The 16530-nt window shown below is 40.0% G+C and carries 11 protein-coding genes; 7 read left to right on the top strand and 4 right to left on the bottom strand.

Features of this window, described 5'->3' with window-relative positions:
* The first annotated feature begins 207 nt into the window (after positions 1 to 207).
* Together RMZ95_RS27580 and RMZ95_RS27575 are read left to right on the top strand one after the other, a co-directional pair.
* Positions 208 to 1092: a ParA family protein gene (locus RMZ95_RS27580; RefSeq protein ID WP_322673996.1), complete on the top strand. Its 885-nt coding sequence runs from the start codon at positions 208 to 210 to the stop codon at positions 1090 to 1092.
* 421 nt (positions 1093 to 1513) lie between these two features.
* Positions 1514 to 4897, top strand: a complete 3384-nt coding sequence (locus RMZ95_RS27575) for an amino acid permease (protein ID WP_322685850.1) — start codon at positions 1514 to 1516, stop codon at positions 4895 to 4897.
* Between the two features lie 74 nt (positions 4898 to 4971).
* Here the strand turns inward: RMZ95_RS27575 and RMZ95_RS27570 are convergent, their stop codons facing one another.
* Positions 4972 to 6123, bottom strand: coding sequence for a histidine decarboxylase (locus RMZ95_RS27570; protein WP_322685849.1), 1152 nt, complete (start codon positions 6121 to 6123; stop codon positions 4972 to 4974).
* A gap of 785 nt (positions 6124 to 6908) precedes the next feature.
* Positions 6909 to 9839 (bottom strand): isoleucine--tRNA ligase, encoded by a 2931-nt coding sequence (gene ileS, locus RMZ95_RS27565; protein WP_322685848.1) that lies wholly within the window; start codon positions 9837 to 9839, stop codon positions 6909 to 6911.
* Positions 9840 to 10273: 434 nt separating this feature from the next.
* Here ileS and RMZ95_RS27560 point away from each other — a divergent pair, with 434 nt between their 5' ends.
* From RMZ95_RS27560 to RMZ95_RS27540, 5 genes are all read left to right on the top strand, one after another.
* The gene (locus RMZ95_RS27560; RefSeq protein ID WP_322685847.1) at positions 10274 to 10642 is read left to right on the top strand and encodes a cyclic nucleotide-binding domain-containing protein; all 369 of its coding nucleotides are present in this window, start codon (positions 10274 to 10276) and stop codon (positions 10640 to 10642) included.
* A 105-nt stretch (positions 10643 to 10747) separates the two neighbouring features.
* Positions 10748 to 11113, top strand: a complete 366-nt coding sequence (locus tag RMZ95_RS27555; protein ID WP_322685873.1) for a Lin0512 family protein — start codon at positions 10748 to 10750, stop codon at positions 11111 to 11113.
* 575 nt (positions 11114 to 11688) lie between these two features.
* Positions 11689 to 13047 (top strand): Rieske 2Fe-2S domain-containing protein, encoded by a 1359-nt coding sequence (locus tag RMZ95_RS27550; RefSeq protein WP_322685846.1) that lies wholly within the window; start codon positions 11689 to 11691, stop codon positions 13045 to 13047.
* 380 nt (positions 13048 to 13427) lie between these two features.
* Positions 13428 to 13766, top strand: coding sequence for a hypothetical protein (locus RMZ95_RS27545; RefSeq protein ID WP_322685845.1), 339 nt, complete (start codon positions 13428 to 13430; stop codon positions 13764 to 13766).
* A 214-nt stretch (positions 13767 to 13980) separates the two neighbouring features.
* Positions 13981 to 14703, top strand: coding sequence for a hypothetical protein (locus RMZ95_RS27540; RefSeq protein WP_322685844.1), 723 nt, complete (start codon positions 13981 to 13983; stop codon positions 14701 to 14703).
* 45 nt (positions 14704 to 14748) lie between these two features.
* Here the strand turns inward: RMZ95_RS27540 and RMZ95_RS27535 are convergent, their stop codons facing one another.
* Positions 14749 to 15636, bottom strand: a complete 888-nt coding sequence (locus RMZ95_RS27535) for a hypothetical protein (protein WP_322685843.1) — start codon at positions 15634 to 15636, stop codon at positions 14749 to 14751.
* Positions 15637 to 15684: 48 nt separating this feature from the next.
* Positions 15685 to 16194, bottom strand: coding sequence for a hypothetical protein (locus tag RMZ95_RS27530; protein ID WP_322685842.1), 510 nt, complete (start codon positions 16192 to 16194; stop codon positions 15685 to 15687).
* Between the last annotated feature and the right edge of the window lie 336 nt (positions 16195 to 16530).

Below are 16530 nucleotides of genomic sequence, written 5' to 3'. Positions count from 1 at the left end.
TGAAAATATTAAATTTAATGGAAGATTTAAAATATCAGCAGAGGTGTACGCTACCTAGTAGTCTGTCCCATTAGTTACGAGGGGTGAATAAGTTCGTAATAAGGACTTTAGTCCTGGATTTTTAAGCACGCTTTGTGCTTACTACAAACCCATAATATTTAATGGGACAGACCACTAATGGGAATGCGTCAATAGAGGACTCAATCAATGGGATATGTAATTGCTACTGCCAATATGAAAGGTGGTGTTGGTAAAACCACCCTCACTGTCAACTTAGCTACTTGTTTAGCTAAAAATCATGGCAAGCGGGTGCTTGTCCTTGATTTAGACAGCCAAATTAGTGCCACACTCAGTTTGATGTCGCCTTTAGATTTTGCCAAGCTTCGTAAACAAAGTAAGACATTTAGGTATCTGATAGACGAAGTTATCAATCCAGATCCCCAAGCAAAATTTACAATTCAGGATATTATTCAATCCCAGGTTTGTAATCTTCCCGGACTAGATTTATTGCCGGGAGATATCGATTTATATGATGAATTTGTTGTTTCAGAAATGCTGCATCAGCAAGCAACTGCTTTGGGCGAACAAGACTTTGAAACAATTTGGAATCGCTTTGAAAGGGTCTTAATTAATAATATCTTAAAACCAGTACATCAAGAATATGATTTTATCCTTCTCGATTGCGCACCGGGCTATAATCTCTTGACTCGTAGCGCTTTAGCTGCCAGTGATTTCTACATACTTCCTGCAAAACCAGAACCATTATCTGTAGTGGGTATTCAACTCTTAGAAAGACGGATTGCCCAATTAAAAGATAGTCACGGACATGAAACCAAGATAGATATAAAAATGTTGGGAATTGTATTTAGTATGTCCAGTGCTAACCTGCTCACTGGCAGATACTATAAACAAGTAATGCACCGCGTTGTCGAAGATTTTGGTGTCGAAAAAATCTGTAAGGTACAAATACCAGTTGATGTCAATGTTGCTAAGGCTGTTGATAGTTTTATGCCAGCTGTTTTAATTGCTCCCCAATCAGCAGGTTCAAAAGCTTTCTTGCAATTAACTCAGGAGTTGTTGCAAAAGCTATAGCTCTAGTTAATTATTGATGAACAACACGATTTCCGATTTATTAAATTAGAGATATCAATGTAAAGACGTAGTAATGCTACGTCTTTACAAGGGTTTCAGGCAATGAATAATTGATTGTTGGAGATGTCTATGTCTATTAAGTAGGTCACAAATCTGAACCTTTCATTTTTTTAACGGTCTAAAGAAAGAGAATTTATACTTACTCAGTGAGAAACAAGCTATATGGAATAAATCTCAAATAACCAATTGAAAATTCTCTATTCCAGAAAGCTCTTTAGGCATAAGGTCAATCTAAAATCTAAAATCCCCAATTCAGTAACAAATAAGTTATCCTTTTTTAAAGTTCAGCAGTTATACGGAAGCTATAATTGGTGAGATTCAGCTATTGAGTGAAAAGGTCAGTAAATCTCACTAAGAAACAATGGTTAGTAACGATTCTGCACGGGCACAGAACAATGAGCACTTGCTAATGCGCCTACCACGGACTCTAAGTTATCTCGAAACCTGGGGCTTTGGGTTAACTGGTCATGTTGGATGGATTGGTACTGCCCCTATCATTCATGCAGCGTTAGGGCCGAAAGCTATCTTAGTTTGGTTTTTTGGCACGATTATCTCCTTTTTGCTTAACTTGCAGGTACAAAGTCTAGGTAGGCATTGGTCAGATGTTGCCGGAGGAACACCAAACTATACCACTAGGCTATTAAAGAAGTTTCCTGGCTTAGGCCGTTACGTAGCATTAGGATACTTTTTTAGCTGGGCAGCAGCACCTGCACTGTATGCAATTATTCTCACCAACTTAATTAAAGTCAATTTTGAAACATTAGGTATTTCTTGTCCAGAAACTTTCTTAAAAGTTTTATTTACAGCGATTCCATTTGTTTTAGCGTTCAGTGGCACCCGTGCTTTGGCGCTTCTACATTTATTTTTTGTATTTCCAGCGATTTTATTACTGTTATTGTTTTGTGTTCAAGGCGTATTATGGTTAGCCTTCTCATCTGCTAATTTAAATTTTCTCCCAACTAGCACCCATAGCCTGAGCTTTCAAGAATGGACAAAATGGTTTTTTCTAGCTAGCTATTCAATTTATGCTTGTGAAACCACTTCTTCTTTTGTTGCTGATAGCCGCCACCCATATAAAACTTTAAAGTTTTTAACCGTAGCTGCTTGGTTAATTCCTCCGGTGTTTCTAGGTGGTTCTTGGGTATTAATGCGTTCGGCTCCAAATTCAACAATAGGTGAGGATGCATTCTTAAATCTAGTAGAAGCTTCTAAACCTTTTTGGGGTGAATCTGCCCCTTTTCTAGTAACACTTCTGATTACTATATCTTGCCTTCTAAGTTCTGCTACAGCAGTTTCTAACTCTCCTCGGATATTATACCAGCTTGCCCTAGACAGACAGCTTTCTCCTATATTTGCATTAGTTTCCCGTCAAGGTGTCCTTGTTCCTGCTATTTTAGTTACCTTTCTACTCAGTTTGCTTTGTCTAAATTTGGGAAATATATCTCAACTTGTCACAGTAGCAGGCACCTGTTATCTCATGTCTATTATGGGGCTACATCTGGGATTATGGATGTGTCGTGGCAAACCATACGTGTTATGGCCTTGGTGGTCACTTGGTTTTTTCATGGTCGAAGCGGTAGTTCTAATAGTGGGAGGTTTAGCTTGGAACTGGAGAGATTTCTTAGTGGGATTATTATTACCCATTATTTTGACAATTGGAGATTTAGTTCTAAGGCAGTTAAGATTTGCGCCATTACATCCAAATTGGTGGACACAGCGTTACGATACTAAGCCTAGTAGAAATAATCCAGATTTTGTAGTATTACAAGTGATTGTTTTAGTATCATTAATTTGTATTACTGCCACAATCAGTTGGGTTATTCGCGATTTTTTAGATAGATTTTCTAATCATCCTCAAAATTCCTTTCTAGCGATTTTATTAGTGACGCTTTCTTTTACAGGGGTTGCGATCGCTTGTTGGACAACCTTACCACAAATCATTGCTATTGATGAAGCACGCAAACAAGCAAGAAACCTATTTATCACTACTCTCGATACTGTTCCAGATACTGTTTTAGTATTAGATGAAGATGGGACAATTTCTCAGACAAATGCCGCTGCTGAAGAATTATTTCAAACAAGTGTTCAGCAGCTACTTGGGCGAAACTTAAATCAACTTCTAATATGCTATCGCGGCAAACCGGAGCAATGGTCTACTAGAAGCGAGCAAAGCTTGAAAATTAACCAAGGTTTGCGAATTGTTGAATCAACGATTTCCCAGCCATTTAATTCTTTGCTACGGGAGTATATTGTTATTGTCCGTGATATCACTAAGCGGAAGCTAGCAGAGAAAGAATTAATCCAGTATCGTTATCAACTTGAGCAGTTGGTGCTAGAACGCACTATTGAACTTATTAGGGTTAATAAACAACTTCAACAAGACATTGTTAAACGTCAAGAAGCACAAGAACAATTACTGCACAATAGTCTTCATGATGGGCTAACTGGATTACCTAATCAACGGTTATTTATGGAGCGGGTGCAGCAGGCAATAGAACAGTCTAAACAGCAAAATAATTATTTATTTGCTGTACTATTCTTAGACCTAGATCGCTTTAAAGTTGTTAATGACAGCCTTGGACATCTACTAGGAAATCAACTTCTGATTGCAATTTCTCATCGGCTCAAGTCAGTTCTGCGAGGTGGAGACATAGTAGCTCGTTTTGGCGGAGATGAGTTCACAATCTTAATTGAGGAAATTGAGGATATCAACACCGCAATACAGGTAGCCGAGCGAATTAAAAAGGTGCTAGCTTTGCCATTTCAATTAAATGAGCATCGCGTGTTTACTAATGTTAGTATTGGCATCGCTTTGAGTAGAGCAGATTATGAGCAAGCAGCACAGATTGTACGCGATGCTGATGTGGCAATGTATTGTGCTAAATCACTTGGTAAGGCACGTTATGAGGTTTTTGATCCAAAGATGCACGAGGGTGCAGCTTTGCTTTTAGAGTTAGAAACTGCTCTGCGAAATGCGCTGCTCAAGCAAGAAGAATTTCGCCTTAATTACCAGCCAATTGTTTCTCTGACAACTGGCAAAATTATTGGATTTGAAGCACTGATACGTTGGTATCATCCAGAACGAGGACTTATTTCCCCTCAAGATTTTATTCCCCTAGCTGAGGAAACTGGAATGATTGTTAGTATCGGGCAATGGGTGCTTTATGAAGCCTGTCACCAAATGCAGAAATGGCATAAACAATTTCCTACCTCACAACCTTTGACGATGAGCGTAAATTTTTCTGGTAAACAAATCACACAACCCGATGTGTTTAAACAAGTTAAACATATTTTGCAGCAAACTGGACTGAAGCCATGCTGTTTGAAATTGGAGATTACTGAAAGCTTGTTGATGGATAATTTTGAATTAGCTACCACTGTGCTTTCCCAATTAACAGCGCTGAATGTTGAAATGCACATGGATGATTTTGGGACTGGCTATTCATCCTTGAGTTATCTACATCGCCTACCAATCAAAACCATTAAGATTGACCGCTCTTTTGTCACCAGTATAGGTAGTCGAGGAGAAAATTTAGAAATTATTCGAGCGATTGTGACATTAGCCCATAATTTAAATATGTCTGTAACAGCAGAAGGCATAGAAACTGTAGACCAATTAACACAATTGAAGGCTTTAGAATGTGATTATGGGCAAGGGTATTTTTTCTTACCACCTATGGAACGGTCTGAAGTAGAAATACTCCTTGCTGCTAACTTGTGCGGAAAAAACTTTTTAAAAAGATAAAATCTTGAGAGCAAATTCTTTTTAAAGAAACACTTTGTTAAACTGGGTGATTAATTTCACTTGGGAATCTATTTTTAGTGTAGTGTTGATTGTAGGTGGAAATTATCTACGTTATCAACTAATCCTTCTTCTAACAAAAGTTCGTTAACAAAAGCATCTATTTTGTGCCGATCGATATTTTGCATGACTATAATGTGTACCCAATTTTCATAAATCGCTAGCTGCCACTTTTTAATTAATCTTTGAGAAGGTTTTTGAAACACTACGGTATTGGAAAATTTATTGAGCATACATGGATATTCTCTGATTTTAAGTTGTTGGAAAAGATATTGAGCATTATCTATACAAGTCTTTGCTTCTTTGGCTAATCCATCATAACCTCTTGTTTTCATTGCATACCAAAGAATCAGAGGGGTATGACCGTTTCTAGAACCCAAAATGGTTGTATCTGATGAACCAATATATTCAATTGCTGTTTCAACTTTTTCTACCCATTTTTTCTTGGTTAAAACTACACCGCAAGGCAAGGGTGAACCAATGAATTTAGCAGAAATAGCTATACTATCTATCGGTTTTTGAAAGTTAACTTGTGGAGCGCCATCTAGAAAGGGTAATATTAATCCTGAAAGGGCGGCATCACAATGAATGTAGTAGTCTTTAATTTGATTGCGCTCTAAAATTTCAAGAACTTTGTCTAAGTTATCAATTGCGCCTTTGACAGTAGTCCCAATATTCAAATTTACGATCGCAGGATAATTGCGATTTTCGCTAATCAGTTTTTCAAAATGTTCATAATTCATTTCCCCATTAATTTGTGAGTTAACAACATTGTGTTGAATGCGGAATAATTTTGCTGCTTTTGGTATGGAGTAATGAGAGTCTTGTGATGAGTAAAGAATACCATCAGGGTAGATTTCTCTTGCTAAGAACATTCCATATAAATTACCTTCAGTTCCGCCAGCAGTAACATAACCCCAAAACTGATTTTCTGGAATTTTATAAAGTTGGGCAAAAAAAGATAATACTTCTTGCTCAAACTTACGAGAATGGAGACCAAAATCTGGTTCAATATATGGATCTCCAGCATTATTTAACAGAAAATTGAAAAATTTACCGATCGCACTGTAATCACAACTTAAATTATATGGATAGCCTGTATGAAACTGCGATCGCTGTTCTATTTGCACCAGAAAATCAGCCAATTCCTTAGCAATTTTGTTTGACATATCTCTCTATCTCTTAAATTTTGATTGAGTTAATGGATGTTTTAAACCAGATTACACGTATTAATCCATACCTTTATTTTTTTTTAATAATAACCTAATTTATCGATTTAAGAGAAGATAATACAGTGAAAATACTGATAAATATTCAGTAATAATACCCAATTTTTTTTTACTATAGTATATTACACTTGAAACTTCTGCATAATACGAAATAACTATAATACGTATTACGTAAAATATTCTTTCACTCGCTGACTGCAACCTGATTTAATTACATATTTAACTTTGTGTCAGTTGCGTAATTTCTGGGAATGACTAGGCTATACAGCGAAGTCCGCTTATGCGGACTTCATCGTGTTAAAAAGAGATTTCTATAAATTAAATATCGGTTATATAGAACGCTAAAAGGTTGTTTGAAAAGTAGTTACCTATGATTTTAGGCACTTGTTGATCCCCCTTAACCCCCCGATAAATTGGGGGGAACCGGAATTAAAGTCCCCTAATTTATCAGGGGATTTAGGGGGATCTGGAACGTTTTGCTACCAACAAGAGGACTTTTCAAACATCCTCTAATAGAGACTTAGCACTGCTCGTCTCTATATTCTTGCAGTTTTCCAGTAGATGAGGCACAAAATGCAGGACTCAGGCATCAAACATCAAGAGTTTCTACTTGCTTGTTTCTGTCTTTTGCCTCAAATCCTGTAGTTTTGTACTTCATGTAAAAGAAAACTGCTGTCAGTGCATTTAGCCATTTTTAGTTTGCTAGTGCCGGGGAATTTTTGCTTTTAAAACTCTCCAGCTAAGGCTGCAACACACCGTTCGCAAATTAAGGGATGTTCTGCTGATTCTCCCACATGAATAGAGTAGTTCCAACAGCGATCGCATTTTTGCCCGTCTGCATTCGTTACCCCAATTCTCCAGTCTTCCGTCTGCGCTGTATATTTCAATCCTTGCAACCCTTCAGCAGAATCTAATAATTCCACCTGGGAAGTCAGCAATAAATACCGCAGTTCATCAATCCCGTTACCCTTAACCGGGTTAAAGGCTTTGATAGCATCGCCTAATTGTTTGTTAGGTATATGAATCAAAGCTTTCGCCTCCAGAGAAGAACCAATGAGTTTTTCTATCCTGGCTTGTTCCAACACTTTATTCACATCGGTGCGGAGTTGTCGCAGCGTTTCCCAAAATTCTGCTAACTCTGGATTACGCCATTTTTCCTCAACCTGCACCCAACCGGCTTCAAATACCGATTTGTAAGGTGTTTTGTATGGGAGGTATTGCCAGATATCTTCGGCAGTGTGAGATAACACTGGTGCGATCGCTCGTGCTAAATTATCTATTGCTATCTTCAGCACCGTTTGACAACTGCGACGGCGGAAAGCATCTTTTGCACTGATGTACAGCCTATCTTTGGCCACATCTAAATAAAAGTTGGATAAATCCACCACGCAGAAATTCTGCACTGTTTGGAAGAAGCGGAAGAATTGGAAACTCTCAAAGGCAACGGTTACTTCTTCAAACACTTCGGTGATGCGGTGCAGCATATAACGGTCAAGTTCTGGCAATTCTTCAAAGGGAACTGCATCTTTTTCTGGGTCAAAATCATCCAAGCTACCCAACAAAAACCGCGCCGTATTGCGAATTTTACCTCTAACATCATTCATCTGCTTAATGATGTTTTTGCCAATGCGAACATCGCCGGAGTAGTCAACCGATGATACCCACAATCGCAATACATCTGCACCGTAAGGCGGTTCTACTTTTTGATTTTTTCCGCCTTCAATGATTGTATTTGGATCGACTACATTTCCTTCAGACTTACTCATCTTTCGCCCTTGTTCGTCCAAAGCGAAGCCGTGAGTTAGTACAGTTTTGTAAGGCGCAATGTCATTTACCGCTACACTAGTGAGCAAACTTGATTGAAACCAACCGCGATGTTGGTCGGAACCTTCCAAATATATATCAGCAGGGTAGCGTAATGGACGCTGTTGGACAACAGCTGCCCAAGATGACCCAGAATCAAACCATACATCCATTGTGTCTGTACCCCGGCGGTACGACTTGCCATTATTACGATAAGATTCTGGTAATAATTCCTCAACTGAAAGTTCCCACCAAGCATCGGAACCTTTTTCTGCGATGATTCCTTGGACGTGGTTGATAGTTTCTTCGTTCAGCAGTGGTTCTCCCGTGGCTTCGTCGTAGAAAACGGGAATGGGTACACCCCAAACGCGTTGACGAGAGATACACCAATCGGAACGTTCCGCTACCATTGGCGTGATGCGATTTTCACCTTGGGCTGGAATCCATTTTACCGTGGCGATCGCCTTTAATGCTTCTTCCCGAAATCCTTCCACAGAGGCAAACCATTGTTCCGTGGCGCGGAAAATTGTCGGCTTCTTCGTCCGCCAATCATAAGGATATTTATGGGGATATGGTTCTTCCTTCAACAAAGAACCAGCCGCAGCCAGTGCATCAATTACCGCTTGATTTCCATCACCCAGAACATTCAACCCTGCAAATTCTCCCGCTTCTTCGGTAAAATTGCCATTGTCATCCACTGGTGCAAGGATGGGCAAACCGTAACGCTGACCAACAATGTAGTCTTCTTGACCATGACCGGGAGCAGTATGTACCAACCCCGTACCCGATTCAGTTGTGATGTAATCGCCGCCGACAACAATCGGACTTTCGCGGTCATATAGAGGATGACGATAAGTAGTATGTTCTAAATCATTCCCCTTGAAGGTGGCTTTTACAGTTAACTCAACTCCTAAGGTTGAAGATAAACGTTCCACTAAATCAGCAGCAACGATAAGATAACGGAACCTCACCATTAACGGAGAGAGGGAAGAAACTTCCTCACTCCCCCTCCCTGCTTGCGGGGAGGGGGTTGGGGGGTGGGGTTCCACTTCCACCACTGCATAATTCAAATCTGCATTCACCGCTACAGCCAAATTCCCTGGAATTGTCCAAGGTGTAGTCGTCCAGATAGCCACACCCAAATCTGACTGATATTCCGCCAACAGTGGTTTTACAGTTTCCGCCAAACTTGTGATTGCAAAAGCTGCATAGATACTGCGGGAAACGTGACCTTCAGGATATTCCAACTCAGCTTCTGCCAAAGCGGTATGAGAACTGGGACTCCAGTGAACCGGCTTTAAACCGCGATAGATGTAGCCTTTTAAGAACATCTGACCAAACACGCCAATTTGAGCCGCTTCATATTCCGGCTTTAGAGTTAGATAAGGGTTATCCCAATCACCCCAAATACCGTAGCGTTTAAAATTTTGGCGCTGGTCGTTTACCGTCGCTAGACCAAATTCTTTCGCTTTTTGCCGCAGTTGTAAAGATGTTAAGTTTTGCCGTTCTGCTGACTTCATATTCTGCAAAACTTTCAACTCAATTGGCAATCCGTGACAATCCCAACCTGGAACGTAGCGAACTTTACGCCCTTGTAACATTTGGTAGCGGTTAATAATATCTTTGAGAATTTTATTTAAGGCATGACCAATATGGAGTGAGCCATTAGCGTAGGGAGGCCCATCGTGGAGTATAAATAATTCGCCGGGGTTATTTTCAAAGAGGCGATCGTAAATTTTATTTTCTTCCCAAAATTTTTGGATTTCAGGCTCACGCTTGATTGCGTTTGCCCGCATATCAAAATTAGTCTTGGGTAGGTTTACAGTATCTTTGTAACTTCCTGATTCGGTCACAGTCTCATGCCTAAAATTAGGTGTGCAGGTTTTATTAATTATAGAAGATGGCATGAAAACCAAAATTCGCTATTTTAACCTGAGTTTGATAAGTATTATTTGACCTTCCCCCAGCCCCTCTCAGCTTCGGCTACCGTGCATACACAAGTCGAATTACCCCCCTTAATCCCCCCGATGTTTTGGGGGGAAATAGAAAATTTAGTTCCCTCCCCTTTATAAGGGGAGGGTTAGGGTGGGGTAAAACTGTCTCTTTGACGAAGAGAGAGACGGTTTTGCGTAGTAAAACCAGAGAGAAGTTTCTAGGCGATAAGCAGACTAATCAGGAATTTTGCGGAGATTGAGAGTTAACCAACAGAAAGTAGTATACTTTTCTGGGTTCGCCTAAAGCTATCAAAAAGTTTCGTCTAAAAATAAATAATTTTGGGGTTGCTCTAATGCTAAGTCCTGTAGTCACAGTCAGTATCTTTCAAAAACAACCCGACCCTAAAGTATTTTCAGCAGGCCAAGTCATCTTTGAAGAAGGGCAGTCTGGTGATGAAATGTATGGAATTATCGAAGGAGAGGTAGATATATTAGTCAATGGCAAGATTGTAGAAACCATTGAAACAGGCGACATTTTTGGTGCAGGGGTACTTGTAGGAGTAAAAAGTAGAACTTACGCAGCTATTGCCAAGGTGGATACCAAGCTGGGTTTCCTTAATGAGCAAGGGTTTCTCTTTGCCGTTCAGGAAACACCTGTATTTGCTCTACAGGTAATGAAAAGTTACTCAGAGCGTCTGAATCGCTTGCAACGTATGCTGTGAGGCAGAGGGCAGGAGGATGCAGTAAGTAGCAAAGTGTTTTTCCAAGTAGCTTCTTTAACTTCTGCCTTTTTTAGTGTCAAGATGCAAGATTTACCGGAGTTAGCAATGGCGCGTAAACGCTTGATTATCGAAATGGGGATGGGAATCGATCAACACGGACAAGAACCAACAGTAGCAGCATCTAGGGCAGTACGTAATGCGATCGCTCACAATGCCTTACCTGGTGTTTGGGAGGTTGCAGGTTTAAATCATCCCAATCAAATGATTATAGAAGTTCAGGTGGCAGTGCCATATCCAGAACAAGTTAGAGAAGAAGAAGTACTCGCTGTATTACCATTTGGGCGAAAAACCCTCACCGTAGAATCTGGGGGGATGATAGTTCAAGGGCGGGCGATTCCCGAACTCAACGATAAAAATGACGAAATGTTGATTGCGATCGCTGCTGTTACAGTTCTAATCGAAGATGAGTAGCTGAGGCAATCCTTCTAGAAATCAGAAACTTATAAAAAAGTTATTAAGTGATTTGAGCGCCTACTTTATTTGTGCTGGCGCTATTTTTCATTGTCAAGTATATTTGCTGATTACTTTATCAAAAAGCCTTATTTCTTGCTAAAAATACCCGTTTACTTGCTCAAAATACTTAAATACTTTCTCAAAATGACCTTTGACTTACTCTAAATGCTTGAATGCTTTCTCATTTCGGTATTTTCAGCAAGCAAAATGACCTTTGACTTACTCAAAATGCTTAAATGCTTTCTTATTTCGGTATTTTCAGCAAGCAAAATGACCTTTGACTTACTCAAAATGCTTGAATGCTTTCTCATTTCGGTATTTTCAGCAAGCAAAATGACCTTTGACTTACTCAAACCCCAGTTTGCTTTCTCATTTGGGTGTTTTCCGCAAGCAAAACGATCTTTGATTTTCTCAAAATGCTTGAATGCTTTCTCATGGTTAATTTTTGAAGTTTCACTCTAGAAATGTTCTATCTATAGGACTAAAGATTTGCTAATCCAAAAGTATAAAATAATAGAAACCTGGAGATAAATATGTCATTAGAAACAGAAACACTACAGGCGATACCACCAACTTCTACTTTTGAGAAACTAGAGGAAAAGCAAGAATTTAACTGGAGGCAATGCTGGTATCCCGTCACCTTCGTCAAAGACTTACCTGCCAACCGCCCTCATAGCTTTTCCTTGTACGATGAACCTTTGGTTTTGTTCAAAGACCAAAATGGACAGCTTATCTGTTTAACAGATCGTTGTCCTCACCGTACAGCCAAACTTTCTGAAGGACAAATTATTGACGGCAAAATTGAGTGTTTATATCACGGTTGGCAGTTTGGCAGTGATGGTGAATGTCTGCACATTCCCCAATTAGCAGCAGATGCAAAAATTCCAGTCAATGCTTGCGTGCCATCTTTTAAGGTTGTGGAACGTCAAGGCATGATTTGGGTGTGGGCTGGCGAAAAAGAAACTGCTGTTGATGAAATTATTCCAATTTTGCCAGATTTAGACAAGCCAGGATTTGTGTGTGCAGACTTTATATTGGATCTGCCTTATGACCAAACATATCTAGTAGAAAACGTCATCGATCCTGCTCATGTTGCTATTAGCCATAGTGGCACTAGGGGTGGTGGTAATCGTAAAAATGCCCAACCATTAGAAATGGAAGTGCTAGAGAATTCGGCTCAGGGGGTTAAAGGCAGGTGGCGGGGAGCTAACAAATCAAATGAAGCCTGGAAATATATTGATTTTGTTGCTCCAAGTCTTGTGTTAAATACTGCTTATATTGAAAAAAAAGATTGGACATTTGGACTAGCTTTGTATTCAATTCCTTTAGGTAAAGGGCGATGTCGTCTTTTAGCTAGAGGTTATCGTAATTTCATGACTTGGGGAGTCAAGCTGAGGCCGCGCTGGCTCGATCACTTGAATACGAACAAAATATTGGAGCAGGATTTGCCTCTGATTGCAGGACAACAGGCAGAAATTGAGCGCTTGGGAAGAAGTCTTAAAGAATTATATTTGCCGCTGAAAACATCTGACACATTAGTGATTGAGTTCCGTAAGTGGCTAGATAAATTTGGCTCATCTTTGCCTTTTTATCAAGGCTATTCTACATTTAAAAATGTTGAGAATGACGAGTTGAATTCAAAGCCGATTTTGCTAGACAGATTTTCACGACACACACTTATTTGTAATTCTTGCAATCGAGCTTATAAGCTGACAAATAGGGTTAAACAAGGTTGTATTGGGATAGCGATCGCTCTAGCTGCTGTAGCAATACTTGCAGATGATTCTAGAATCAAAATCGCAGCAATATCGGTTTCCATAGCAGCAATTGTCATCTCTGTTATGGCTCATACACTCAAAACTCACTTTGAGCATTCCTATACTCGTCACTAAAATAGGTACTGGGAACAGTTCGTAGTAAGGACTTTAGTCGAATGGCACGCTTGTAAAGCCCAAAGACTTATTGTATCCTTGTTCCTAGCCTCCAGGCTGGGAACCAGTTGGGGCAAGGGCTGTATCTTAACTTAGTGCCATTCGACTAAAGTCCTTATTTTCTAAGCACTTTAGTGCTTACTACAAACTTTTCATTACTAACTTAGACATTGTACTGGTATATGTGTGGTAAATTTTATCACCTTAAACGATTTACTTAAACCCCTTGTGTGGTTAAGTCGCGATCGAGTTAGTGGCTCTGCGCTAAAGTAAAAATATTGGGATAAAAATCTCTGGCAGTAAATTCAACTGAATCACTAATCTTTACCACTGCGGCGATCATGTCTCAAGAGCATAACGAATCACTCCAAATTCAGGAAATCACCAAACTCAAACCGAAACACTTTGCTGATTTAATCAGATCGGCACAATTGGTTTTCGACCCCACAGCCGGAGTTTCGGGAAGACATATCACAGTTGACTGGGAACAATTTGGAATTCCCCATGATGTAGCGGACAATCTTAAATCACTTGGTCAGCATTATCAGTACGCATCTCCTCACATCCCGGTTGAAGACATTTGGAGTAAATTAACTCCAGAAACTCGTATTTGGTTCGTTGAAAATAAAGATCGGTTGTGGCAGCTTGAAGAAGCTTTCCCAGCCCTTGACGAAGATTAAACGGCTGAACCATTGAAAGCAATACAAATTATTTCTAGGAGTACAGTATTGCTTAATGTGTCAACTTAGGCAATAAACCATAAGATGTAATCTAAGAACAACTTGATTGATGTTCTTAGATATACATCATAGCCAGAAACTCTCCCGAAGTAGAGATCCATAAAGTATTGTAGATATCGTTAGTCTGCAATCCCTGGCTCTGGATATTGAAAAAATGTTACGACTTTATCATTTATTACTAGGTTCTATTTTGCTGGTGTCAATACCGGTGGGAGCCAAATTTTTTTTACCCCAATTTTCTTCACCTAAAGTAGTAAAATCTCCTACCGTTGCCAAACTTCCCAACTCTAATCAAGGAAATATTTGGCAGAAAATTCTGGGAAGTGCTGCTGCTCCAACTAACTGGCAAGTTGCTCCCTGTGAAGGAAATGCACCTCTGTTGTGTGTCTCCTCCAAAGGAAAACGTTTGGGTACAGTTGAGATTAACATTTATCCCCTAGCAAACAATGAGGATTTCCGAAAGAAACTCTTAGCAGCTGGTATTCCAACTGCTTCTTTAGTAGACTACCAAAGTCCCAAGTACCAAACCCAGTTATTACCAGTACTTAAGACTTGGGTTGTAGATCGCTACACTGCGTTTGCCAAAGATCGACAGGGTAAATATGGAAAACAAATTATTTTCTCAGCCTACCCACCGCAACCAGTAACCATTGGTAAGCTTCAGGGAATTCGCTATGGGTTCGTCGGACTTAAGCAGCAAGGTGAAGTACAAGAGCAACATATCGGTCATGTTGCCTTTGATGGCACTCAACTTTACGTAATTACTACTGCATTTGACACAGGTACGCAAACAGGTAAATTTGATAAACTAGAGAACTTGGCTATTTTTCAACCTTACTTATATGCGATCGCAGCAGATTTGCATTTACCCCAATAGGAATTGGAGATTGGGAAATCTTCCCAGTCCCCACTTCCCATCAACCTAAATCTCAGCCACCGCGCGTTCAATCAAGCGATGTGCTAAAGTTTGCGTGCCAGTGTGCTCATAATAATTTGTTGCTACATCCAGGAATGCTGCGAGGTAGTCCAACTTGTCATCAGCAATATCGGTAAAACTTTGCAAGTTGTGGACAACCTTTTGCGGCGTTAAATTATTGGCGCTAACTAACCCACTCATCCAACCTTTCACAGAGTCAAAGCTTTCACCGATAAAGTTGAGTTTACTGCCAGCATTGTTCCCTGGAATTACATCTTTGATGTTTTGGAAAGTCGAGTTTTGTTCTAACTCCTGTGGATTTGTTTGATTCAGCCCAGATATCGCTTTGCTGATAAAATCTGGGCCCAAAGGTATCAAACCATCAACGCAAACTAATGCCACCATGCGGATCAGCGACTCACCACTGTACTCTCCTAAAGAGGCGACAAAATCCCCAATACTGTCTCCCGGAATGCCGTTAATTTGACAGAAGGCTACTAACTCAGCCACTAATTTTAATGTCAGATCGATAGTTTGGGCTTTATCAGGTTTGGGAGTGACAGAGTTTAAAAAACCCAACAAAGGAATTTTTTCGCCGACTTTGTTAGCTAAAGCTGCTGCACCAAGCGCTTTATCTGTATTATCAACAGTTTGATATAACCACAAGGCTGTTTGGTATCCTTGGGATTTATCATTGAATAGATAAATCGCTCGTTCGCCAATTTGCTGAATTAAATCTTCGTCGTCTTCGCCAGTGACTTTCTTGATAGTGTTAACAAAGCCAACGGTATTTTGCCACTCTCCAGGAGCAACAAAATCGAGAGACTTCAACATAGAAACAGTCAAGCCGCCAGTTGGCAATTGATCGACTAACTCAACAATCGATTTACTCACAAAAATCTCCTTATTTAGGTTTTATTATCTGAATGTTAGGAGTGCAAATCATTTCAGTCTAGCCAAACCATTAAGATTAAACTTCTCTAGCCAATCTTCGCGATCGCTAGCTGTAAATGACGAATCGCGAGAAAGTGCTTTTACTTGGTACTTACCAACCAAAATTGCAGTTTGCGTTTTACCAACTTCTATTGCGGGATAACCGCCAATTTTTTTAGTGCTTTTCGAGAACTTTGCTGCTGCATTGGGTGTGCTAGTGGTATCAGAAATAGACAGCAACGCTATATCTTTACCGCCTTTTTTCAACTTCGCTTCCGCAAAGCCTTTTTTCTCTTGGGTATAGACGCGTTGGTAGCCATCACCAGCTTTTGGAAAAAGTTGATTAAATTCGCTACCCTGAGTTGCGGTTTTAGCTACCGATTGACCGCTTTTTTGTTGAGTGCTTTCTTTTTGTGCCTGGTCAAAACGTCCCGGTGTTTTTGGACTACAGGCTGTTGTCAGTAGTACCACCGACAGCAACAAAGCGGCTACTACCCTATGCCCACGGTGTAAAATCATTTTTGGCTTCTCCTTATACTTTAGCTTTCAGGCAATTATCTGCGCTGCTAGCAATTATTACCCGTAAAATTTACTTTTTGATAATTATTTCCTAAGTTCTCACCGATAAAGGCGATTTTGCACTTCAAAAAAGTAGGGGCGCAAGCCTTGCGCCCCTACCGCGTTGTCTATTTATCTGAAAATAGCTGTAACGTAGCAATTAACCCAATGCAAAAACGCCCCCCCTTTCGGGAGAGCGTCTTTTATTTATAGAGAATCGTGAAGAGCGTATCTCAGATTATAATTAACCGTTGATAGCAGGAGCGCTTATTGCTACAGGAGCAGAATCGCCAGCAG

It is taken from the genome of Nostoc sp. DedQUE07 (assembly GCF_034530975.2).
Classification (GTDB): Bacteria; Cyanobacteriota; Cyanobacteriia; order Cyanobacteriales; family Nostocaceae; genus Nostoc.
This window is presented reverse-complemented; position numbering and strand designations above follow the sequence as displayed.

Excerpts from the sequence above, each read along its gene's own strand:
- RMZ95_RS27550 (WP_322685846.1), top strand. The coding sequence starts at position 11,689 with ATGTCATTAGAAACAGAAACACTACAGGCGATACCACCAACTTCTACT.
- RMZ95_RS27530 (WP_322685842.1), bottom strand. The coding sequence starts at position 16,194 with ATGATTTTACACCGTGGGCATAGGGTAGTAGCCGCTTTGTTGCTGTCG.
- RMZ95_RS27540 (WP_322685844.1), top strand. The coding sequence starts at position 13,981 with ATGTTACGACTTTATCATTTATTACTAGGTTCTATTTTGCTGGTGTCA.
- RMZ95_RS27560 (WP_322685847.1), top strand. The coding sequence starts at position 10,274 with ATGCTAAGTCCTGTAGTCACAGTCAGTATCTTTCAAAAACAACCCGAC.
- RMZ95_RS27570 (WP_322685849.1), bottom strand. The coding sequence starts at position 6,123 with ATGTCAAACAAAATTGCTAAGGAATTGGCTGATTTTCTGGTGCAAATA.
- RMZ95_RS27575 (WP_322685850.1), top strand. The coding sequence starts at position 1,514 with ATGGTTAGTAACGATTCTGCACGGGCACAGAACAATGAGCACTTGCTA.
- RMZ95_RS27580 (WP_322673996.1), top strand. The coding sequence starts at position 208 with ATGGGATATGTAATTGCTACTGCCAATATGAAAGGTGGTGTTGGTAAA.
- RMZ95_RS27555 (WP_322685873.1), top strand. The coding sequence starts at position 10,748 with ATGGCGCGTAAACGCTTGATTATCGAAATGGGGATGGGAATCGATCAA.
- RMZ95_RS27545 (WP_322685845.1), top strand. The coding sequence starts at position 13,428 with ATGTCTCAAGAGCATAACGAATCACTCCAAATTCAGGAAATCACCAAA.